The following is a 21,491-nucleotide window of genomic DNA, read 5'->3' on the forward strand; positions in this document are numbered from 1 at the left end:
CGTCGCACCCGCTACATGGCTTTCAGCGACCACTCTACGATTTCAGAACCGACCTTGGCAAAGGCACGGTCGAGCGCCTCGATGAACTTGCGGTTCTCGGCGCCGGAGATCGGTGACGAGGCCTTGAACACGTTCTGGGCGCGCACCGTACCGTTACGGTCGTTGAGGATCTTTACGGAGATCTCGACCGTCGCGATCCGCGGGCTGCCGGCGCTCACTTCGAAGGCACGGATATCGGTGACGATCTGGTAGTCGATCGCCAGTCCCTGCCCCGGCTTGCCGACGCCGCCAAGCCGCCCGGAGTTCTCGAACGCCTCCACGAGCTGGGACTGCACCAGCACCGGCAGTCGGTCGCTCCAGCGCGAGTCGGCCAGATACTGGATCTCCGACTGCGATACGCGCACGACCACCTGCTCGCTGTTGAGCGACTTGATGGCGGTCGGCTCCGGCACGAGGATCTGGCGGCTGCGGGCAGACGCACCATCGCTTGCGGGCGTGATCGAGAGGTCGAACGTATCGTTGTTCGCCTTGCTGCCGCAGCCCGCCACAAGGGCTGCGATCATGGGCAGAGCAAGCAGGATCGGGCGGCTGGTTACGCGTCGCATCGTCTCATACGAACCGGTCATTAAATTTCTCATCTCCGCCGCTTATCGCCGTGTCCGGCCGTCATATTCCTTGACCGTCTCGCCGCCGAAAATCAAACGCTGCGGGTTCTGGTCGAAATTGTTGATCGTCTGGTCGAGCGACTGCACGGTGCGCCGCGCGTCGTTGACCAGCACCTGGATGTCCCGCAATCCGGTTGCGGAAAAGCGCGTCAGGTTGTCCGCGATCGGACCCACCCGCGCGTTGATATTGTCCGCCACGTTGCGGATGGAAAGAAGCGTCTTCTGTGCTTCGGCAAACAGACCGTCCGAGTCGGCGCCGGAGACCATTCCGTCCACCTTGGCGAGGATGCCGTCGACCCGGTTTGATGCCTGGTTCAGCTTGCTGGCGAGTTCGGTGAAGTCGCGTACCGCATTGTCGATGTCCTGGCGGCGGTTCGCGAAACTGTCGACGACACTGCGGGCAGAACTCAGCGTCTGGCGGGCATCTTCCGAGGCCGCGGCGACATTGCCGATCGTGGTACGGATCTGGTCGGGGCTTACCGACGCCATGACGCTGTCGATCCGCCGCAGCACGCTCTGCGCCTGCGTCCCCGCCTGCTCGAAGTTGGCGGCAGCGTTGCGCACGTTGACGATGAGATCGGGGAAGTTGTCCGACGCGTTGGCGATGTTGCGCGACGCGCGTTCGGTATTGGCCACCACGGCATTGATGCGGTCGGCGTCGATCGCGCTCACCAGCCGTTCGGCGGCCTGCAGCGTGGAATTGAGCGTGCCGGAAACGCGGTCGATGGTGCCCGAAAGTGTCGAGAGGCTGTTCAGGAACTTGTCGATGCTGTCGGAATTCTGGGCGAGTGCCGAGGTGAAGGTCTCGACGTTACGGATCGTCTGGGTCAGTGGTCCGCGCGCATCGGCCACGAAGCCCTGGATGTCACCGATCGCCGAGTCGGCGCGATCAAGGATCTTGTCGGCTGTCGCCAAGAGGTTGGTGACGCTCGACTGCTCAGCGATCAGGACCGCCGGACGGTCCTCCTCCATCGCCTTCTGCAGGATGTTCTCTTCGCCCTTGGCGCCGCCGGAAAGCTCGATATAGGCCGCACCCGTGAGGCCCTGCACTTCGAGGGCTGCCTTGGTGGACTGATAAACTGGCGCATCCGCCCGAACTTCCGTCAGTGCAATGGAATAGCGCGGATCGTCGGGGTCGATCGAAAGCCTGCGGACCGAACCAACCGCGATACCGTTGAAGCGCACGGGAGAGCCCACCGAAAGGCCGTTCGCAGACCCGGGAATTCGGATCGCAAGCTCGGCGGAAGGACCGCCGCGGCCCGATTGCGCCATCCAATAGACGAAGCCGAAGGCAGCCGCGATGACCAACAGCGTGAAGAAGCCAACGAGTGCGTAATTCGCTCTGGTTTCCATGATTTCAGGTCTTCTCTACTTCTGCAGCCAACGGCTCTTCTTGGATTACGACTGACCGTGCCCGCTTGCCGCGGAAATAGGACTGAACCCATGGATCGTCATGCGCAAACATATCTTCCAAGGTACCTTCAACCAATACCCGTTTCTGGCCAAGCACGGCAATACGATCACAGACCGAAAACAGGCTGTCGAGGTCATGAGTGACCATGTAGACGGTCAAGCCAAGCGTGTCGCGGAGCTTGGCGATCAGGGCGTCAAAGTCGGCAGCACCGATTGGATCGAGGCCTGAGGTGGGCTCGTCGAGGAACACCAGGTCCGGATCGAGCGCCAGCGCGCGCGCCAGTGCCGCGCGCTTGATCATGCCGCCCGAAAGCTCGGATGGATATTTGTCGGCCGCATCCGGCGGCAGGCCCACCATCTCGATCTTGAGATAGGCAAGCTCGTCCATCAACTCCTGCGGAAGATCGAGATATTCCCGCATCGGCAACTGGATGTTTTCCTTCACCGTCAGCGCCGAGAACAGCGCTCCATGCTGGAAAAGCACGCCGAGCCGCATGTCGACCGTCATCCGCTCTTCTTCAGACGCGTTGTCATAGTCGACGCCGAGTATCTTGATCGTTCCGGAGCGATGCTGCAGCAGCCCGAGAACGGTTCGCATCAGCACCGACTTGCCGGTACCGGATGCACCGACGAAGCCAAGGATTTCGCCGCGGTAGATGTCGAGGTTCAGCTTGTCGAGGACGATCTTGTTGCCGAAACCGACCGTCACGTCGCGCACGGACAGCACAACCTGCCGGTCGTCCGATTTCTCCGTGGCCATGTCCGCCTGCCTCGTTTCCACATCCCCCTCCATCAGAAATCGATCGCGGAATAGAAGATGGCAAACAACGCATCCATGAGGATGACGACGAAGATCGCTTTGACCACCGAAGCCGTCACGTGCTGGCCAAGTGACTCGGCGCTTCCGCCGACCTTCATGCCTTCGACCGCCGCAACGATGCCGATGCAGAGTGCCATGAACGGCGCCTTGATCATGCCCGATGCGACGGAAGTGTGATCCACGGCCTCATGCAGGCGGGAAAGGTAGGTGTCGAGTGTTATGCCGGAATAAGCCCAGGCAACAACGGCCGCACCTGTCAGTGCCGCGAAGTTCGCCACGATCGTCAGCAGGGGAAGAGCCACCGTCAGCGCCACGAGGCGGGGGAAAATCAGCACGCCGACCGGGTTGAGGCCGATGACCGTCAGCGCGTCGATCTCCTCGCGCATCTTCATCGAGCCGATTTCGGCGGTGATCGCACTTCCCGATCGACCGGCGATCATGATTGCCGTCAGGAGCACGCCGATCTCGCGAAGCTGCAGGATGCCGACCAGATCGACCACGAAGATTTCCGCTCCGAAATAACGCAGCTGGAACGCACCCTGCTGCGCGATGATCGCGCCGATCAGGAAGGACATCAGCACGATGATCGGAACCGCGCGAACACCCATCCGGTCGATATGCGTCACCACGGACGCCGGTGACACACCCGCTCCTCGGCCAAACTTCATTTGCGCACCGCGCACGGCCGAACCGAGGATATGCATGGCCGCGTAGAAATCCGCACCCAGTGCGACCATCACCTCGCCGACGGGTTCAAACGTGCGCTGGAACAGGTTGCCTTGTCGGCCCTGGTCGCGCGGTGGTGCTGGTGCCTTCTCAGGTAGAACGCCCACCAGTTCCTGGATCGGGCCTTCGCCACCAACGAGAACCGCCTCGCGCCCCTGCTCCGACTTCGCCGTGAGGAGCCGCCGGATCAGCCAGGCGCCGGCTGTGTCGATTCCTTCCACGCTGGTGAGGTCGATTTCGACTCGACCTTGTCCGCCCTGTTTTTCAAGCCGCTCGAAGTCGCTCAGGACTGAAGAAATTGTCGTGCCGCGCCATTCGCCGGCCAGCACATATCGCTCCCCGCCGCCGCCTGACATATCCTCGGCGTTGATTTGAGCTGCCTTCGACGTCACTGAGTTCTTTCACCAACGATTCAAGGAAACGGATGCGACAGGTTGATCGCATTTTCGGTAGGCGCAATATAGCCGCCTCGCCAGCTTTTACCATAACAGGACGCGTCGAAAACCATGGGCCGTAACCTCGAAGCCACAATCGAAACCTTCCCGATCGCAGGCACGTTCACGATCTCGCGAGGGTCGAAGACGGAAGCCGAAGTTATCGTTTGCACCATCACGGACGGCGCGCACTCCGGGTGCGGCGAATGCGTGCCCTACAAGCGTTATGGCGAAAGTCTCGAAGGTGTGCTTGCCGATATCCAGGCGATAGCTCGGAAGATCGAAGACGGCCTTTCCCGCGAGGACCTTCAGCGTGCGATGAAGCCGGGCGCTGCCCGCAACGCCGTCGACTGTGCGCTTTGGGATCTGGAGGCGAAACGCTCCGGCCTCTCGGTCAGCGAGTCGATTGGCGTGACCGGCGCCAGACCGCTTGCCACCGCCTTCACGCTCTCCCTCGGTGAGCCCGAAACCATGGCGGCGGAAGCGGCAAAGAATGCCCATCGCCCGCTCCTGAAGGTCAAGCTCGGCACCGACAATGACGAGGCACGGCTGCGCGCGATCCGCCATGCGGCGCCCAACGCAAAGCTTATCGTCGACGCCAACGAAGGCTGGACCGAAGAAAACCTCGCGCACCACATGGCGGTTGCGGCGGAGCTCGGGGTGTCTCTCATCGAACAGCCTTTACCCGCGAACCGGGATGAAGCGCTCGCCGGCATCGCCCGCCCCGTCAGCATCTGTGCCGATGAAAGCGTCCACGCAACAAAGGATCTTGCGGCCCTGCGCGACCGTTATGATGCGGTCAACATCAAGCTCGACAAGACCGGCGGCCTGACCGAGGCATTGGCGATGAAGGCGGAAGCGAAACGACTCCGCTTCCAGATCATGGTTGGCTGCATGGTTGGCTCGTCGCTTGCCATGGCGCCCGCGGTGCTGCTGGCGCATGACGCCGACTACGTCGATCTCGATGGCCCGTTGCTCCTGGCGCGCGATCGGATGCCCGCGCTGCGCTACGAAGGTTCGCTCGTTTACCCGCCGGAGGCTGCGCTCTGGGGCTGAATGCGCGCGGCGAGCGCTATGATGCCCAGTCCGATCAGCGCCAGCAGCGCCATCGCGACATAACTCCCCGCACCGAACTGGTGGTAGAGCACGCCGGACAGCAAGGTCGAGAGCGCCAGGAACACGCCGTTGTAGAACACGTAGGCGCCCTGCACGGATGATTCCTGGTCCTCCCGCACCGAGTCGACCAGCCTGTTCTGCATGCCGATATGGATGAAGGCGAAGGTGAAAGCGTGAAGCGCCTGCAGCGCCGCAAAACCCCAGACGCCGAAATCGAGCGGGAACAGCGTCCAGCGGATCAACGCCACGGCGCAGCCGACCCGCATCAGCGTCCATGACGAGACGCGCCTCACGAGCCATCCGGAGATGAAGAAAACCACGATCTCGCAGATCACGGAGATGCTCCACAAGATCCCGATCGTCCCGCTTGAGAACCCCATCGCCTGCCACTGGATCGCGCCGAAAGTGTAGAACATGCCATGACCGGCCTGCGCCACCGAGGCCCCGATCATCAACAGGTGCAGGTCCTTGCGTTTCAGCGAGCTTGGTTTCAGCACGCCACTGGCGTCCGGCTGGACGATCGATCGCCCAAGCCGCGGCGCCGCAAAGGCAACCAGGATCGTGAACAGGAAGCCGAGGGCCATGATGGCGGGAATGGCGTTAAGGCCCCAAAGCCCGCGCGCCTCCCCGGCAAGCAGCGTTACCGTCACAAAACCGATGGAGCCCCAGACCCGCATCGAACCATAGTGGAAACCCCACCGGCGCACGCCGGAGACCGCAATCGACTCGACGATCGGCGCATAGGGCGCAAAGACCGTGGCCTGCACTGCAATCACCAGCAGCACGGCGAGGAAGTTATCCGTGAAGAACATGGCGAGCGCGGTAACGAAGGAAAGCCCGCCCGACCACGCGAGCATGGTGGTCTTTTCGTCCAGCCGGTCGGCCAGCAGGCCAGCCACGGGTGCCGCCAGCAGGCGCAGCACAAGCTGCATCGCCAGCACCAGGCCGATCTGGTAATCGGAGAACGCCAGCCCAGAAAGCCAGACGGGAAGGAAGGGCAATACGACGCCGTTCACTCCCAACGGCGCAGCATAGGCGAGCGAGCAGCGGAGCTGGAAGAACGGCGGCGCGGCAGGCGCCTGTGCTTGGGGAATCACGGGTGACACGCGACAGTTGGAGAGACTTTGCAGGTCGTACCACAGCCCCTGAACGCCGCCTATGCCAAGTTGTGGCAGAGCGGTACGCTCGTGCGTGGCTTCGGCGTTCCTCGAGCGCGACGATACGCCCTTTGCAATGTTCCAATTTCCGCCATCACTGCAAATTACCGGCTGTCGTGGCGGGTTGATTGATGTAATGAGGAGGCCTCCCGCCCAATCAGAAAAGACGAACGAAAAGCCCAGGAGCGAACAATGAACGCGCAGGACAAACCGAAGTCGCCCGCAACCGCGGTCAGCGGTGATCTCGACGAACAGGCGCTGTTCTTCCACCGCTATCCGCGCCCGGGCAAGCTTGAGATCCACCCGACCAAGCCCCTCGGCAACCAGCGCGACCTCGCGCTCGCCTATTCCCCGGGCGTTGCAGCGCCGTGCCTCGCAATCCGCGACAACCCGGAAATGGCGGCCGATTACACGGCACGCTCCAATCTCGTCGCCGTTATCTCCAACGGCACCGCCGTGCTCGGCCTTGGCAACATCGGCCCGCTGGCCTCCAAGCCGGTGATGGAGGGCAAGGCGGTCCTCTTCAAGAAGTTCGCAGGCATCGACGTCTTCGACATCGAGATTGATGCAGCCAGCATCGACTCCATGGTCTCCACCATTTCGGCGCTTGAGCCGACCTTCGGCGGCATCAACCTGGAAGACATCAAGTCTCCGGAATGTTTCGAGGTCGAGCGTCGCCTGCGCGAAAAGATGAACATTCCGGTCTTCCACGACGACCAGCATGGCACGGCCATCATCGTCGCGGCCGCGATCCTCAACGGCCTTGAACTCGCCGGCAAGAAGATCTCCGACGTCAAGATCGTAACCTCCGGCGCCGGTGCCGCAGCGCTCGCCTGCCTTCACCTCCTCGTTTCGCTCGGCGCCAGGAAGGAGAACATCTGGGTCCACGACATCGAGGGCCTGGTTTATGACGGCCGCAACACGCTCATGGACGAGTGGAAGGAAGTGTACGCCCACAAGTCCGACAAGCGCGTGCTCGCCGAAAGCATCGACGATGCCGACGTCTTCCTCGGCCTGTCTGCCGCCGGTGTTCTGAAGCCGGAACTTCTGGCCCGCATGGCGCCCAACCCGCTGATCATGGCGCTCGCCAACCCGACGCCTGAAATCATGCCGGAGCTTGCCCGGGCGGCGCGCCCGGATGCGATGATCTGCACCGGCCGGTCGGACTTCCCCAACCAGGTCAACAACGTCCTCTGTTTCCCGTATATCTTCCGCGGCGCGCTCGATTGCGGCGCGACGACGATTAACGAGGAAATGAAGATGGCGGCCGTGAAGGCAATTGCCGCCCTGGCCCGCGAAGAAGTCTCCGACGTCGCCGCGCGTGCTTATTCCGGCGAAACACCGATCTTCGGTCCGGATTACCTCATTCCCTCGCCGTTTGACCCGCGTCTCATCCTGCGCATCGCGCCCGCCGTTGCCCGCGCCGCAGCCGAGACCGGCGTCGCATCGCGTCCGATCCAGGATTTCGACGCTTACCTCGACCAGTTGAACCGCTTTGTCTGGCGTTCCGGCTTCGTGATGAAGCCGATCTTTGCCGCAGCCAAGGACGCCGAAAAGAAGCGGGTGATCTTCGCCGAAGGCGAAGACGAGCGCGTTCTCCGTGCCGCACAGGTTCTGCTCGAAGAAACGACTGCGACGCCGATCCTCATCGGCCGTCCTTCGGTCATCGAGGCGCGGCTGAAGCGCTTCGGCATTCGCATCCGCCCGGAAACCGATTTCGCCGTCGTCAATCCGGAAGATGATCCGCGTTACCGAGAATATGTCGACGAGTATTTCTCGCTCGTCGGCCGCAACGGCATCAACCCGGAGGCTGCACGCACCATCGTGCGCACCAACACCACCGTCATCGGTGCACTTGCGGTGAAGCGCGGCGATGCCGATGCGCTGATCTGCGGCGTCGAAGGCCGCTACGACAAACATCTCGCCGATGTCCGCCAGATCATCGGCCGGCGCGACGGTGTCTGCGCCTTCTCGGGCCTCAGCCTCATCATCTCACAGCGCGGGGCGATCTTCTTCACGGACACCTTCGTGAACTACAACCCGTCCGCCCAGGAGATCGCCGAAATCACGGTTCTTGCGGCCGAGGAAATTCGCCGCTTCGGCATCACGCCAAAGGCAGCACTCATCTGCCATTCCAACTTCGGATCGCGCGATTCGGAAAGCGCCCAGAAGATGCGCGCAGCCTTGAAGCTCGTGCGCCAGCGTGCGCCGGATCTCGAAGTCGACGGTGAAATGCAGGGTGGCTCGGCGCTGTCCGAAACGCTGCGCAAGCGCGCCATGCCGAACAGCACGCTGACGGGCGAAGCCAACCTCCTGGTGTTCCCGAACCTCGACGCTGCCAATATCTCGCTCGGCATCGTTCGCAACATGACGGACGCCCTGCATGTCGGGCCGATCCTGCTCGGCGCAGCCATGCCGGCCCACATCCTGTCGCCGTCGGTCACGTCGCGTGGCGTCGTCAACATGGCAGCACTTGCCGTGGTCGAAGCCTCACCGCCGGTCGGCCGCGTCGTGCCCTAACTCCATCACGCGGCCGCGGCACCAGTGCCGCGGTCGCGCGTTAGAGTATTATCAACCGGCGCAGGCCATGCTGCCGGTGCCCTGAACATCCTGCCGGACATCCCAATGCCCGCTCGCGCCATGCTCGCCGCTCTTCTTCTCCTCGCGCCCGGTGCGGCGTCTGCGAGGGACATCGCGACCTGCGCGGCGCTCTACAAGCAGTTGAACAACACCCGGCAAGTCATTGGCAATACCGCTGAACGACGCCGGTATGCCCAGGAGCTTTCGTTGCTCGGCAGCCAGATCCGCACGCTGCGCATCGAGATGCGACGTACGCATTGCGCCGGCGGCAGCATCGTCGTGATTGGTGGAAATCGCGCGGCCGACTGCAAGGACAAGGAAGACCAGCTTCGGGCACTGGAAGCAGAACGCCAACGGATCACCACCGAGCGGGACGAGGCGCGGCTGAAACCACCGTCTGAGCGTGAAGCGCTGCTGGTATCGATCCGCGAAAACGCCTGTATTCCATCCGATCTGGAAGCGGTGGAGCGGGAGCGGCGCAAGCTGCAGGGCATCGCGCTTCCGAAGGAAGATGCATATTCGGCGATCACCGATCTCCGCACGACCCCGGTCGAAGCCGTCTCGGCTGCCGAGACAGTCAATCTTCCCAGCCCGGAGCGGCCGTATGATCCCAGCAAGAAGGTGCGCATGGTCGGGCCGATCTTCCTGCCCGAACAACAGATAGACCTCGCTAATCCTCGCCTTGGCGGCCCGCAGCCGCTGCAATAACCCTTGTTGTAGGTCAGACGGGGAAGTAACGGACGTAGGCAAACTGGTCGCCAGTCGGTGACCAGTTCGGCGAGTTCATCGTGCCCTGCCCGCCAAACAGCTCGAACAGCGTCTCGACATTGGCGCCGTCCATGTCCATCAGCCGGACCTCGATCTGCTGGTCCCGCGGATGGTCGAAGACGTCCGGCTTGTAGGAGATGAAGACCACCTTGTCGCCCTTCGGTGACGGATGCGGAAACCAGTCGCCACTATTGCTGTTGGTGATCCGCTCGGCGCCACCACCTTCTGCCGGAACGCGCCAGATCTGCATCAAGCCCATCCTGCTCGAGTTGAAATAGATCCACCTGCCGTCCGGCGAATAGTCCGGTCCGTCATTGCGGCCCTCGCCAAAGGTCAGCCGCTTTTCCGCGCCACCGTTGATGCCGATCGTGTAGATATCGAATTCGTCATTGCGAATGCCGCAATAGGCGAAGCTTCGGCCATCCGGCGACCAGCCATGCCAGTAGGAGGGCAGGTTCTCGGTCACCAGTTTCGGCGCACCACCAATGGACGGCAACACATAGATCGCCGACTTTCCGAACTCGACCTTGTCGGAGATGGCGATGAGGCTTCCATCCGGCGAAATGCCATGGTCGTTGTTGCATTGGGTGGCAAAGCCCGTCTCGACCTTGGTGGGCACCGGATCACCCGAAAGCGCCAACCGGTAAATCAGCCCCTCGCTGTTCAGCATCAGGTACTGGCCATCCGGCGACCAGTTCGGTGCCTCGAACAGCGCCTCCGTCTGCCAGACCACCCGCTGCTCGCGCGTGCGGATGTTGAAGATCTCGATCGAGCTGCGGAGCGCGGCCATGCCTCTACCTGTCGCGGAAGCGGTTGGTGATCGGGTAACGGCGGTCACGCCCGAAATTCTTGCGAGTGATCTTCACACCCGGCGCCGATTGCCGCCGCTTGTATTCGGCAAGGTAAAGCAGATGCTCGATCCGTTGCACGGTCGCTACGTCATGCCCGCGTGCCACGATCTCCTCCGTACTCATCTCAAGCTCCACCAGGCATTCCAGAATGTCATCAAGCACAGGATATGGCGGCAGCGAATCCTGGTCCGTCTGGTTGGGACGAAGCTCGGCGGAGGGTGCCTTGCTGAGGATGTTCTTCGGGATCACCTCGCCCGACGGCCCCAGCGCCGTCGGCGGCACGTGCTCGTTGCGCCAGGCCGCCAAGGCATAGACCTGCATCTTGTAGAGGTCCTTGATCGGATTGAAGCCGCCGTTCATGTCGCCATAAAGCGTGGCGTAGCCCACCGACATCTCGGACTTGTTCCCGGTGGTAACCACCATCGAGCCGAACTTGTTCGAGATCGCCATCAGGATGGTGCCGCGGGCGCGGCTCTGGAGGTTCTCCTCGGTAATGCCTTCCTCGGTCCCTTCGAAGAGGTCCGCAAGCGACGAGGAGAAGCCGTCGACCGGCTCGGCGATCTGAACGATATCGTAGCGGCAGCCGAGTGCCTTTGCGCAGTCGGCCGCGTCCTTCAGCGACTCCTGGGAGGTGTAGCGGTACGGCAGCATCACAGTACGTACCCGCTCCTCGCCGAGGGCATCGACGGCAATCGCCGCGCAAATGGCGGAATCGATTCCGCCCGAGAGACCGAGCACCACGCTCTTGAAGCCGTTCTTGTTGACATAGTCCCGAAAACCGAGCAGGCAGGCGCGATAATCCGCCTCTTCCTTCTCCGGGATGCGTGACATCGGCCCGCGGGCGCACTGCCAGCTGTCACCGGAGCGGCGCCATTCCGTCACCGCCACAGCAGGCTCGAACTGGCTCATCTGGAAAGCCAGCGTCTTGTCGGCGTTGAAGGCAAAGCTCGCACCGTCGAAAACCAGCTCATCCTGGCCGCCGAGCTGCGCCGCATAGATCAGCGGCAGGCCGGTCTCGATCACCTGCTTCAGCACCACCTGATGCCGGATATCGACCTTACCCCGGTAATAGGGCGAGCCGTTCGGCACCAGGAGGATTTCGGCGCCACTTTCCGAGAGCGTTTCGCATACGCCGAGGTCACCCCAAATGTCCTCGCAGATCGGGATGCCGAGCCGCACGCCGCGGTAGTTCACCGGCCCCGGCATGTCACCGGCAATGAACACGCGCTTCTCATCAAACTCGCCATAGTTCGGAAGATCGACCTTGTCGCGGATCGCGATGATCTTGCCACCGTCGAGCACCGCGACAGAATTGAAGCGGCCCTTCTCGTCCTGGCGGGGAAAACCGATGATGACGCCCGGACCGCCGTCCGCCGTGTCCGCAGCCAGCGCCTGCACCGCATCAAAGCACCGCTTGATGAAGGCCGGTTTCAGCACCAGGTCTTCCGGCGGATAGCCAGAAATAAACAACTCGGTGAAGAGAACGATATCGGCCCCTTCCCGTGCCGCATCGCGCCGGGCTTCGCGCGCGAGTGCCAGATTGCCGGCGATATCGCCGACCGTCGGGTTGAGTTGAGCTATGGCGATACGGAAGGTCTGGGCGATGTCCTGAGTCATGCTTCCGGTGTAGCGCCCTCATAAAAAACGGGCAATGTGGTCGCGCAGATTCTTCGCGTCACCGAATGGAGACCTGAGCAGGAGGCATGAAAAAAGGCCGGCGTTTCCGCCAGCCTTTGTGTTGTCGTTGATGCGTCGGGCCTTAGCCGTTGACGACCATCCGCTTTTCATCGCGGCCGCTCTTCATCCGCTCGGCGAGCAGGAAGGCCAGTTCAAGCGCCTGATCGGCGTTGAGGCGCGGGTCGCAATGCGTATGGTAGCGGTCGTGCAGGTCGTCGGCGCTGACGGCGCGTGCGCCACCGGTGCATTCCGTCACGTCCTTGCCGGTCATCTCGATATGGATGCCGCCCGGATGCGTGCCTTCAGCGCGGTGGATCTGGAAGAAGCTTTCGACTTCCGACAGCACCCGCTCGAACGGACGCGTCTTGTAGCTGTTGAGCGTGATCGTGTTGCCGTGCATCGGGTCGCAGGACCAGACCACCTTCTTGCCCTCGCGCTCGACGGCGCGGATCAGCTTCGGCAGGTTGTCGGCCACCTTGTCGTAACCGAAACGGCAAATCAGCGTCAGGCGCCCGGCTTCGTTGGTCGGGTTCAGCGTGTCGATCAACTCGATCAGGTTGTCCGGCTGCAGCGACGGGCCGCACTTCAGGCCGACCGGGTTCTTGATGCCGCGGAAATATTCGACATGCGCATGATCGAGCTGGCGGGTACGGTCGCCGATCCAGATCATGTGGCCCGAGGTCGCGTACCAGTCGCCCGAGGTCGAGTCGACGCGGGTCAGCGCCTCTTCATAACCCAGCAGCAGCGCTTCGTGGCTGGTGAAGAAGTCGGTCTCGCGCAGGCTCGGCTGGTTTTCCGCCGTGATGCCGATCGCATGCATGAAGTCCATCGTCTCGCTGATGCGATCAGCGAGCTTACGGTAGCGTTCAGCCTGCGGGCTATCCTTCACGAAGCCGAGCATCCACTTGTGGACGTTCTCAAGGTTCGCGTAGCCACCCATCGCAAAGGCGCGCAGCAGGTTGAGCGTTGCCGCAGACTGGCGGTAGGCCATCATCTGCCGCTCGGGATCCGGAATGCGCGACTCCGGCGTGAAGTCGATGCCGTTGATGATGTCACCACGGTAGGACGGCAGTTCCACGCCGCCCTGCACTTCGACATTCGACGAGCGCGGCTTGGCGAACTGTCCGGCAATGCGGCCGACCTTCACGACAGGAAGCTGCGCACCATAGGTCAGCACGACCGCCATCTGCAGGAAGGAGCGGAAGAAGTCGCGGATATTGTCCGCGCCGTGCTCGGCAAAGCTCTCGGCGCAGTCACCGCCCTGCAGAAGGAAGGCATTGCCTTCCGCGACATTGGCAAGCTGCTTCTTCAGGCGGCGGGCTTCACCGGCAAAAACCAGCGGAGGAAACGTTGCGAGTTGCGCTTCCGTCGCGGCCAGCGCCGCTGCATCCGGATATTCCGGGACCTGCTCGATCGGCTTCTGCCGCCAACTGCTTGGGGTCCAGTTCTGTGCCATCTCACTCACCTAGTTCCGCCACGGCATAAAGCGCCGAGGTCGCCTTCCTCGAAATTGAGGCGGCTTATAAACCTTAACGACTCGTTTGCCTAGACGCTGCGGACCGTCAGTGCGTGCTGGGTAAACGTTAGACGCGCTCGCCGTTCTTCACCCGATAGGACGGGTTATACATGGTGACGAATTCCTCCGCCGCCGTCGGGTGAACGGCCATTGTGCGGTCGAAATCATCCTTGGTGACGCCGGCCTTCAACGAGATACCGAGCAACTGCGCCATCTCGCCAGCGTCGTGGCCGAGCACATGGGCGCCGAGTACCTTCCGGCTTGCGGCATCCACGACCAGCTTCATGATCATCTTTTCCGCACGGCCCGAAAGCGTCGCCTTCATCGGCCGGAACTCGGCGCGGTAGATCTCAAGCTCCTCGTAACGCTTGGCCGCCTCTTCCTCGGAAAGCCCAACTGTGCCGATTTCCGGCTGCGAGAAAACCGCTGTTGCGATGAGGTCGTGGTCGGGTGCCGTCGGATTGCCGCGGTACTCGGTTTCGATGAAGCACATCGCCTCATGGATTGCGACCGGCGTCAGCTGTACCCGATCGGTGACATCGCCGAGCGCGTAGATATGCGGCACGCTGGTGCGGGAATATTTGTCGACGACGATCGCGCCGCGTTCGTTCACCTCGACCCCTGCCGCCTCAAGGCCCAGCCCTTGTGTGTTGGGATCGCGACCAAGCGCCAGCATCACGACATCCGCATTGATCGTCGCGCCACACAAGGTGCGCGCGCTCAGACCGCCTTCAGGCGCCTTGGAAACCTCTTCGATGACATCGGTGAGCACAATCTTGATGCCCTTCTCCACCATCGCCTTGTGCAGTCCCTGGCGCATGTCCTGATCGAAACGCGAGAGGATTTCCTTGCCGCGATAGATCAGCGTCGTGTCGACCCCGAGCCCGTGGAAGATATTGGCGAATTCTACGGCGATATAACCGCCGCCGGCGATCAGGATCGAGCGCGGCAGTTCCGGCAGATGGAAGGCTTCGTTGGAGGAGATGCAAAGCTCGTGGCCCGGCAGCGCCGCATGCGGATTGGGGGTGCCGCCTGTCGCAATCACGATCCTGTCGGCAGTCACCGTCTGGCCGGTACCGACGATGCGGATGGTATGCGCATCCACGAGTTCGGCGCGGCTCTCGAAGATTTCCGCCTTGTTGTTCTCCAGCCCCTTGCGGTAGAGGCCTTCTAGCCGCGTGATCTCCTTGTCCTTGGCCTCGATCAGCTTCTTCCAGTCGAAGCTGCTCTCGCCCACCTGCCAGCCATAACCGGCGGCATCTTCAAAATGCTCGTGATACTGCGAGGCATAAACGAAAAGCTTCTTCGGCACGCAGCCGCGGATGACGCATGTGCCGCCGAAGCGATATTCTTCGGCGATCGCAACCCGCTTGCCGAGCGAAGCGGCCACGCGGCCTGCCCGCACCCCTCCGGACCCGCCCCCAATCACAAAGAGATCGTAGTCATAGGCGGTCATCGGATTCTCCTTCAACGGCGCACGGAACGGCGGAGCCCATATAGCGATCCACCGGCAAAAAGCAAAATGGCTGGTCAGTTGCGGGCGAGTTCGCTCTCGTCGTATCGCTGCCGCGCGGCCTTGACCGAGGCGTGATTTTGTTCAGCCCACAGAAGGACCTGGGCGAGCGGCTGAAACAGCGAATGCCCCAGCTCGGTCATCCTGTATTCGACACTCGGCGGCTTTGTCGGAAACACCTGCCGGTCGATATATCCATCGCGCTGCAGGTCGCGAAGCGTCTGCGTCAGCATGCGCTGGGAAATATCCGGCACGAGACGCCGCAGTTCGCCGAAGCGATAAGGCCGCTGCGCCAGCGCCTCCAGAAGCAGTGTTGACCACTTGCCGGCAATCCGGTCCATCACGTCCCGAACCGGGCAATTGCTCATGTCGGACGCGCTGTTGCCGCACGCCCGACCAGTTTGTGACTCCGCCTGAAGTAGCTTGCTGGACAAGGCAGGTGGTTCCTTTGAGGTAACGATCTGCCGGAAACCTGCCTCCTTTACGGAAGTCGGTCAATCACTATTGTAGTGCTGGTCTCTTTCTGAGAGCATCTTAAAGGTTCAATCCTTCCACCAGAGGAATTCACATGCCCAAGCTTCTCGTCACCGGCGCCGCTGGCCATCTTGGCCGCGCAGTCATTCACCACCTGCTGGAAACGGAACAGGTTGCGCCTGCCGATCTGATTGCCGGCAGCCGCGATCTGTCCAAGCTTTCAGACCTTGCGGCAAAGGGTGTCGAGACACGCAGGGTGGACTTCAACGATGCCGAGGGTCTCGCCTCGGCTTTTGCTGGCGTGGAGCGCGTGCTGCTGATTTCAACCGATGATCTTGCAACGCCTGGCGGGCGCCTGAAGCAGCACCAGGCCGCAGTATCCGCCGCCACCAGCGCGGGCGTCAGGCACCTTGTCTACACCTCGATGCCGAACCCCGACCGATCGCTCGTCAGTTTCGCACCCGATCATCTTGGCACGGAAAAGGCGATCCAGCAGAGCGGCCTTGCCTATACTATCCTGCGTAACGCCTGGTACCACGACAACTACCTGATGAGCATGCCGCACAACCTCCAGGTTGGAAAGTGGTTCACCGCAATGGGCGACGGCCGCATCACCAACATCTCGCGCGACGACTGCGCCCGTGCTGCAGCCGCAGCGCTCGCCAGACCGGCTGCGGAAAACCGGATCTTCACTCTCACCGGCTCGCGGTCTTTGAATGCTCACGAGATTGCATCGCTTGTGACAGAAGCAACGGGAAAGCCGCTTGAGGTCGTGCCTGTGAGCGATGAACAACTGGCGCAGGGGCTGGCGGGCGCGGGCCTCCCCGACTTCGTCGTGAAGATGCTGGTCTCCGCCGATGCAAATGTCCGTGCCGGCTATTTTGATCTCGTCACCAACGACTTCAACGCCTTGACCGGCAGAGAGCCGCAGTCACTCAGGGACTTCCTGGCGGCCCACCGGGATGCGCTGGTCGCCGGACACTAGCGACAGGATTGCTTTTCCAATCTGAAAGCGATAATTAGACAACCATTCTAATCTCGCTTCCATTTGGAGAACATATGCGTCGCATCGGCTTGATTGGCGGAATGAGCTTTGAAAGCACCGCAGTCTATTACCGCCTGATCAACGAGATGGTGCGGGACCGCCTCGGCGGCCTCGCCTCAGCCGATATCCTGCTGCATTCCGTGAACTTTTCGGAGGTCGTTGAACTGCAGAAGGCAGGCCGATGGGATCTCGCCGCGGCGCATCTTGCAGCGAGCGCCGGTAAGCTTGCTCAGGCCGGCGCCGACTGCGTGCTCATCTGCACCAACACGATGCATTTGATCGCCGATGAGGTCCAGGCGGCCGTCGACGTTCCGCTCATCAACATCATCGATGAGACGGCCGAGGCTCTCCAGGCGCGCGAACTGAAGCGACCGCTCCTGCTCGCGACCCGCTACACGATGGAGCACGGCTTCTATGCCGATGGCATGCGCAAGCATGGTATCGAGATCATGGTGCCCGACGAACACGACCGTGCCGCGATGCACGACATCATTTTCGGGGAACTCTGCTCTGGCACCGTCAGCGATGCCTCCCGCGCCAGAGCGCTGGCAATGATCGAGAAGGCGAAGGCGCAAGGCGCCGATAGCGTCATTCTCGGCTGCACGGAAATCTGCCTGCTGCTCGATCCCGAACGCCTGCCGCTGCCCGGGCTCGACTCAACCGCAGTCCATGCCTGCGCCGCCGTTCGGTTCGCGCTTGCCGACCACGAAGGTGCACGCGTCGCCGCCTGAGACGGTGAACCTGGCTGAGACGATCAGACGTCCTGGCCGCAGGCGCGCCTGAAACGCCGCACGGTTTCGGCCATCCCGTATTCCAGCGCGTCCGCCGTCAGCCCATGGCCGATCGACACTTCCGCCAGATAGGGGATACGGCGCACGAGCGCCGGAAGGTTGGCGACCGTCAGGTCGTGCCCGGCATTCACCTCCAGCCCTTCGTCACGCGCGGCATCCGCCGTGGCACCGAGGTCGCGAAGAATGGGTTGCGCCCTCTCCTCATCATTAAAGCAGCCGCCATAGGGTCCGGTGTAAAGCTCGATCCGGTCCGCACCAGTCTCCTTCGCCAGCTTCACCGCTTCAACATCGCCATCCCCATCGGCAAACAGTGAAACCCGCATACCGCCCCTCTTCAGGCGCGCCACGATCGGCTTCAGCATCTCGCCGCTCGCGCGGAAGTCGAAGCCGTGGTCAGAGGTTGCCTGGCTCGGATCATCCGGCACCAGCGTCACCTGTTCCGGCTGCGTCTTTTCGCAAAGTTGCAGGAAGTCTTCGCTCGGATAACCCTCGATGTTGAACTCGGCCTGCGGAAACTCGTCATCGATCAGTGCACGCAGCACCGGAAGATCGCTGAACCGGATATGCCGCTGGTCCGGTCGCGGATGAACCGTCAGCCCTGACGCGCTGGCCTCTAAAGCAATCCGCCCTATATTCTCCACGCTGGGCCACGGCAGGTCGCGGCGATTGCGCAGCATGGCGATGGCATTGAGATTGACGGAAAGCTTGGTTGGCATCGGGATCACCCTCTTTAGGCGCATTGGGGAGTGTTCTAGATCAAGCTTTGGCCCGGCGCCATTCGCCTGCGTGAATTACACTCATAAAGAGTTTTTACAGGCGAGAATTCAGGTTAACGAAGATCTACCAATCGGAACAATTTTCTGTAAGTTGCCGATAACAGAATTCGCTGTTGAAGCCATTGGCGGCGGGACGGCGGATGCGGCGAATTCTGTTGCTTTTTCTGCAGCACACGGCACCGCAGCCCCATTCCCACGGATCTTGCACCACAACAACCTGTGACTGCACCCGATTCCGCTGCATTCGCCCTTTCGGGCCTCTTCTCATTGTAGAATCAGCGAACCACCGTCAGCGTATCGGCCGCACGGGTGATCGCCGTATAAAGCCAGCGTTCCCGGGTATCGCGGAAAGCCCAGCTTTCATCAAACAGAACCACGTTGTTCCACTGCGAGCCCTGCGCCTTGTGCACCGTCAGCGCATAGCCGTAGTCGAACTCGTCATAACGCTTGCGCGTCGTCCACGGAATCTCTTCATCGGTCTCGAAGGCCTGCTTCAGGAGCTTGATCTTGGCCGCACCACGATCCATGTCGTCGTCTTCCGGGCGGATCATCAGGTTGATGCCGGGCTTCACCGTCTCGCGCGACGAACTCATTACCTGCCACAGCGAGCCGTTCAACAGCCCCTTCACCTGATCGTTGCGCAGGCAGACCAGTTTGTCGCCTGACTGCGGATAATCCGCGGTAAAGCCCTTCAGCTCGCGAAGACGCTGGTTGTAGCGCTTGCGGGTCTTGTTGGTGCCCACCAGAACCTGGTCCGCTTCCAGCACCAGTTGCTGCGTCACCTCGTTGCGCGAGATCACCTGCGCCTTGCCGTAGTCGCCATACATGATCTCCTTGCCCTCGCGCACATTCATGGCGAGCTGGATGATCGGGTTGTCGCGGGCCTGGCGGTGAATATCAGTGAGAAGGTAGTCCGGCTCCTGCTCGGTAAAGAACCCGCCGCCGGTAACCGGCGGAAGCTGTCCCGGATCGCCGAGCACCAGGATCGGCGTCCCGAAGCTCATCAGGTCCTTGCCCAGCGCCTCGTCCACCATCGAACATTCGTCGATGATGATCAGCGCCGCCTTGGCCAGCGGGCTCTGCCGGTTGATCGAGAACATCGGCGAGATGGACGTCTTGCCGGTTTCCTCGTCCTCGACCGCCTCTTCGCCGCGTGGGCGATAGATCAGCGAGTGGATCGTCTTGGCATTACGGGCGCCACGCGACCGCAGCACCTGCGCCGCCTTGCCGGTAAAGGCCGCGAACAGCACCTCGCCATCCACATGCTCGGCAAAGTGCTTGGCAAGCGTCGTCTTGCCCGTGCCGGCATAACCGAACAAGCGAAAAACCTGGCTGCGGCCATCCTTCAGCCAGCGTGAAACGGCCTTGAGAGCCTCATCCTGTTGGGGAGCAAATTGCATGGCCGGACTTGGCAGGATTCGGACGCGAATCGCAACCAAAAAAGAACGAAAGCGGAATCAAGCTTGTTGAGATGCAAGCAGCGGATCGTTGGCGAGTTCGATCGGCCTGCCATGCGGCGTCGCCTCCGCAGCGCGCTGCCAGCTGTGCTGCAGGGCGAGTATAGTCTCCTCATCCGCCAGCCCCTTGGCCGCCAGAAGGCCCGAAAGCGCGGCAACCCAGCAGTCAAAGTAGTCGCTTCCATCCTCGGCGCGGCCCGGTCGGTGCACCTCGGTCGACAGCGCCTCGGCCCATTCACTCCAGCTGAACAGGCCCCGTTCGTGCAGATACACGGTCATGGCAAAGGCCTCGGCCGCCCATGGTTCGGGAAAGACCGGCGCACCTTCCGGTGATTTCGGCAGCCCGACGGATTGAACAAGCGGTGACGTGGTTTCACAGGTGCTCAAGATAACTCTCCCAGGCATCGATCGAGACGGTCAGCGTCGGGTCGGCGCCCTCGCCCCAGACTTCACCGGCATCGAACACCACGGTATAAACCCATTGCGGGTTTTCGCCCTTCCCATGGGCGTTGTCGTCCGGGAAAACGAAGGAGCCCTGAACCGCCTCGACCACACCGATCTTGGCGCGCGCGTATCGCGGCAGCCGGGTATGGGTCTCGGGGTTGAAGTTCCTCGTGCGCACCTTGTCGCCCGGCCGGAACAGAGGTTGCGTCTCCACCGGCCGATCGCACGGTCCACCCTTGGCCAGCACCGCCGGCACCATGTCCGCCCTCAGGATGCGCTTCGGCGTCGCCGGTTCGGTCAGCTTGACGCTCGCATCAATTTCAGCACGCGTCGCAAAGCCGTGTCGCTCCAGAAGCGTCTCAAGAGCACGCGTCCAGATCTCGTAGTAGCTGGCGGACAGGTATTCGGCCGGTGGGATCCTTTCACGAGCATGCCGGCTTTCATCAATCGACCAGGCACCGAAGGCGCCGCAGGACAAAGTGATCCCGAGCGCCCTCTTTTCCCACTCGGCGTGGAAATACGGCTCGTTCTTTTCCGGCGCGACCGGTCCAAAGCCCATCTGACCGCCAAGGTCATGCGGGCCGTTCATTGCGGTGCTCCCGCAACCGCCGTACCGATCATCGAGTCGCGGCTGACGAGTGCGGCCAGTTCCTCTTCGCTCAGCGCCTCGGTGCCGTCCGGGCGCTCCGGAATGACGAGGTAGCGAAGCTCGGCGGTGGAATCCCAGACCCGGATCTTCTTGGTCTCCGGCAGCCTCAGACCGAACTCCTCAAGCACGCCGCGCGGATCGATTACCGCACGCGACCGATAGGCCGGCGCCTTGTACCAGACCGGCGGCAGGCCAAGCACAGACCACGGATAACAGGAGCAGAGCGTGCAGACGACGAGATTGTGCGTCTCCGGCGTGTTGAACACGGCGCGCATATGCTCGCCCTGGCGACCGGTATAACCAAGGCTGGCGATTGCGGCTGTCGCGTCTTCCTTCAGCCACTGCGCGAAGGTTTCATCCGTCCAGGCCTTGGCGACGACGCGGGCGCCGTTGCGCGGACCGATCTTGGTCTCGTAAGTCTCGACAATAGCGTCGATCGCCGCCGGATCAATCAGACCCTTCTGCACCAGCACCGTTTCGAGTGCCTTCACCCGCGCCTGCATGTCGCTGTAGCGGTTGTCGTGATGGTGGTCGTGCCCGTGGGAGTGACCATGTTCGTGATCATGGTGATGATCATGATCGTGGGAATGATGATGGTCACCCGACATAGGACGTTCCT

20 protein-coding genes are annotated in these 21,491 nt (G+C 62.0%); 5 read left to right on the forward strand and 15 right to left on the reverse strand.

Translation table 11 applies throughout. The features are described 5' to 3' along the window. Window positions 1-11: 11 nt before the first annotated feature. Genes M0654_RS20590 through M0654_RS20605 form a run of 4 tightly spaced genes read right to left on the reverse strand, consistent with a single transcriptional unit; the run spans window position 12 to window position 3,980 of the window. Window positions 12-626 carry an ABC-type transport auxiliary lipoprotein family protein gene (locus tag M0654_RS20590; protein WP_248684679.1) on the reverse strand — a complete coding sequence of 205 codons (615 nt, stop codon included), beginning with the start codon at window positions 624-626 and terminating at the stop codon, window positions 12-14. A 21-nt stretch (window positions 627-647) separates the two neighbouring features. After that, complete coding sequence (locus tag M0654_RS20595) at window positions 648-2,018, reverse strand: MlaD family protein (protein WP_118849763.1); 1,371 nt, start codon at window positions 2,016-2,018, stop codon at window positions 648-650. A 4-nt stretch (window positions 2,019-2,022) separates the two neighbouring features. Further along, window positions 2,023-2,838 (reverse strand): ABC transporter ATP-binding protein, encoded by an 816-nt coding sequence (locus tag M0654_RS20600; protein ID WP_248684680.1) that lies wholly within the window; start codon window positions 2,836-2,838, stop codon window positions 2,023-2,025. Window positions 2,839-2,870: 32 nt separating this feature from the next. Next, window positions 2,871-3,980, reverse strand: a complete 1,110-nt coding sequence (locus M0654_RS20605) for an ABC transporter permease (RefSeq protein WP_248684732.1) — start codon at window positions 3,978-3,980, stop codon at window positions 2,871-2,873. Between the two features lie 150 nt (window positions 3,981-4,130). Between M0654_RS20605 and dgcA the strand changes: the two genes are divergently transcribed. After that, window positions 4,131-5,114 (forward strand): N-acetyl-D-Glu racemase DgcA, encoded by a 984-nt coding sequence (dgcA, locus tag M0654_RS20610; protein ID WP_248684681.1) that lies wholly within the window; start codon window positions 4,131-4,133, stop codon window positions 5,112-5,114. Here dgcA and M0654_RS20615 read toward each other — a convergent pair. Further along, a complete protein-coding gene (locus M0654_RS20615) occupies window positions 5,084-6,271 on the reverse strand; it encodes an MFS transporter (protein ID WP_248684682.1) in 1,188 nt (395 codons plus the stop codon). The genes dgcA and M0654_RS20615 overlap by 31 nt on opposite strands. A 252-nt stretch (window positions 6,272-6,523) precedes the next feature. On the opposite strand from M0654_RS20615, the gene M0654_RS20620 reads away from it, so the two are divergent. Both M0654_RS20620 and M0654_RS20625 read left to right on the forward strand, forming a co-directional pair. After that, entirely contained in the window at window positions 6,524-8,851 is a 2,328-nt protein-coding gene (locus M0654_RS20620; RefSeq protein WP_248684683.1) for an NADP-dependent malic enzyme, read from the forward strand. Between the two features lie 105 nt (window positions 8,852-8,956). Continuing rightward, a complete protein-coding gene (locus tag M0654_RS20625) occupies window positions 8,957-9,619 on the forward strand; it encodes a hypothetical protein (protein WP_248684684.1) in 663 nt (220 codons plus the stop codon). 13 nt (window positions 9,620-9,632) lie between these two features. On the opposite strand, the gene M0654_RS20630 is transcribed toward M0654_RS20625, so the two are convergent. From M0654_RS20630 to M0654_RS20650, 5 genes are all read right to left on the reverse strand, one after another. Then, a complete protein-coding gene (locus M0654_RS20630; protein ID WP_248684685.1) occupies window positions 9,633-10,469 on the reverse strand; it encodes a TolB family protein in 837 nt (278 codons plus the stop codon). 4 nt (window positions 10,470-10,473) lie between these two features. Beyond that, window positions 10,474-12,147 carry an NAD+ synthase gene (locus M0654_RS20635; protein ID WP_248684686.1) on the reverse strand — a complete coding sequence of 558 codons (1,674 nt, stop codon included), beginning with the start codon at window positions 12,145-12,147 and terminating at the stop codon, window positions 10,474-10,476. A 142-nt stretch (window positions 12,148-12,289) separates the two neighbouring features. Further along, window positions 12,290-13,663: a class II 3-deoxy-7-phosphoheptulonate synthase gene (locus tag M0654_RS20640; RefSeq protein WP_248684687.1), complete on the reverse strand. Its 1,374-nt coding sequence runs from the start codon at window positions 13,661-13,663 to the stop codon at window positions 12,290-12,292. Window positions 13,664-13,790: 127 nt separating this feature from the next. Then, window positions 13,791-15,179, reverse strand: a complete 1,389-nt coding sequence (gor, locus tag M0654_RS20645; protein ID WP_248684688.1) for a glutathione-disulfide reductase — start codon at window positions 15,177-15,179, stop codon at window positions 13,791-13,793. Window positions 15,180-15,253: 74 nt separating this feature from the next. After that, window positions 15,254-15,670 carry a winged helix-turn-helix transcriptional regulator gene (locus M0654_RS20650; RefSeq protein ID WP_248684689.1) on the reverse strand — a complete coding sequence of 139 codons (417 nt, stop codon included), beginning with the start codon at window positions 15,668-15,670 and terminating at the stop codon, window positions 15,254-15,256. A 134-nt stretch (window positions 15,671-15,804) separates the two neighbouring features. Between M0654_RS20650 and M0654_RS20655 the strand changes: the two genes are divergently transcribed. Together M0654_RS20655 and M0654_RS20660 are read left to right on the forward strand one after the other, a co-directional pair. Then, window positions 15,805-16,695, forward strand: a complete 891-nt coding sequence (locus M0654_RS20655; protein WP_248684690.1) for an SDR family oxidoreductase — start codon at window positions 15,805-15,807, stop codon at window positions 16,693-16,695. Between the two features lie 74 nt (window positions 16,696-16,769). Further along, on the forward strand, window positions 16,770-17,486 hold the full coding sequence (locus M0654_RS20660) for an aspartate/glutamate racemase family protein (protein ID WP_248684691.1): 717 nt from the start codon (window positions 16,770-16,772) through the stop codon (window positions 17,484-17,486). Window positions 17,487-17,509: 23 nt separating this feature from the next. Here the strand turns inward: M0654_RS20660 and M0654_RS20665 are convergent, their stop codons facing one another. The 5 genes from M0654_RS20665 to nthA all read right to left on the reverse strand — a co-directional run bounded on the left by M0654_RS20665 (window position 17,510) and on the right by nthA (window position 21,480). Then, window positions 17,510-18,262: a pyridoxine 5'-phosphate synthase gene (locus M0654_RS20665; RefSeq protein WP_248684692.1), complete on the reverse strand. Its 753-nt coding sequence runs from the start codon at window positions 18,260-18,262 to the stop codon at window positions 17,510-17,512. Window positions 18,263-18,597: 335 nt separating this feature from the next. Beyond that, window positions 18,598-19,722 (reverse strand): ATP-dependent DNA helicase, encoded by a 1,125-nt coding sequence (locus tag M0654_RS20670; RefSeq protein ID WP_118849777.1) that lies wholly within the window; start codon window positions 19,720-19,722, stop codon window positions 18,598-18,600. 57 nt (window positions 19,723-19,779) lie between these two features. After that, window positions 19,780-20,166 (reverse strand): nitrile hydratase accessory protein, encoded by a 387-nt coding sequence (locus tag M0654_RS20675; protein ID WP_248684693.1) that lies wholly within the window; start codon window positions 20,164-20,166, stop codon window positions 19,780-19,782. Further along, entirely contained in the window at window positions 20,153-20,812 is a 660-nt protein-coding gene (gene nthB / locus M0654_RS20680; RefSeq protein WP_248684694.1) for a nitrile hydratase subunit beta, read from the reverse strand. Before nthB ends, M0654_RS20675 begins: the two co-directional genes overlap by 14 nt. Further along, window positions 20,809-21,480 (reverse strand): nitrile hydratase subunit alpha, encoded by a 672-nt coding sequence (nthA, locus tag M0654_RS20685; protein ID WP_248684695.1) that lies wholly within the window; start codon window positions 21,478-21,480, stop codon window positions 20,809-20,811. Before nthA ends, nthB begins: the two co-directional genes overlap by 4 nt. Window positions 21,481-21,491: the final 11 nt, after the last annotated feature.

Source organism: Neorhizobium turbinariae, from assembly GCF_023223505.1.
Classification (GTDB): Bacteria; Pseudomonadota; Alphaproteobacteria; order Rhizobiales; family Rhizobiaceae; genus Neorhizobium; species Neorhizobium turbinariae.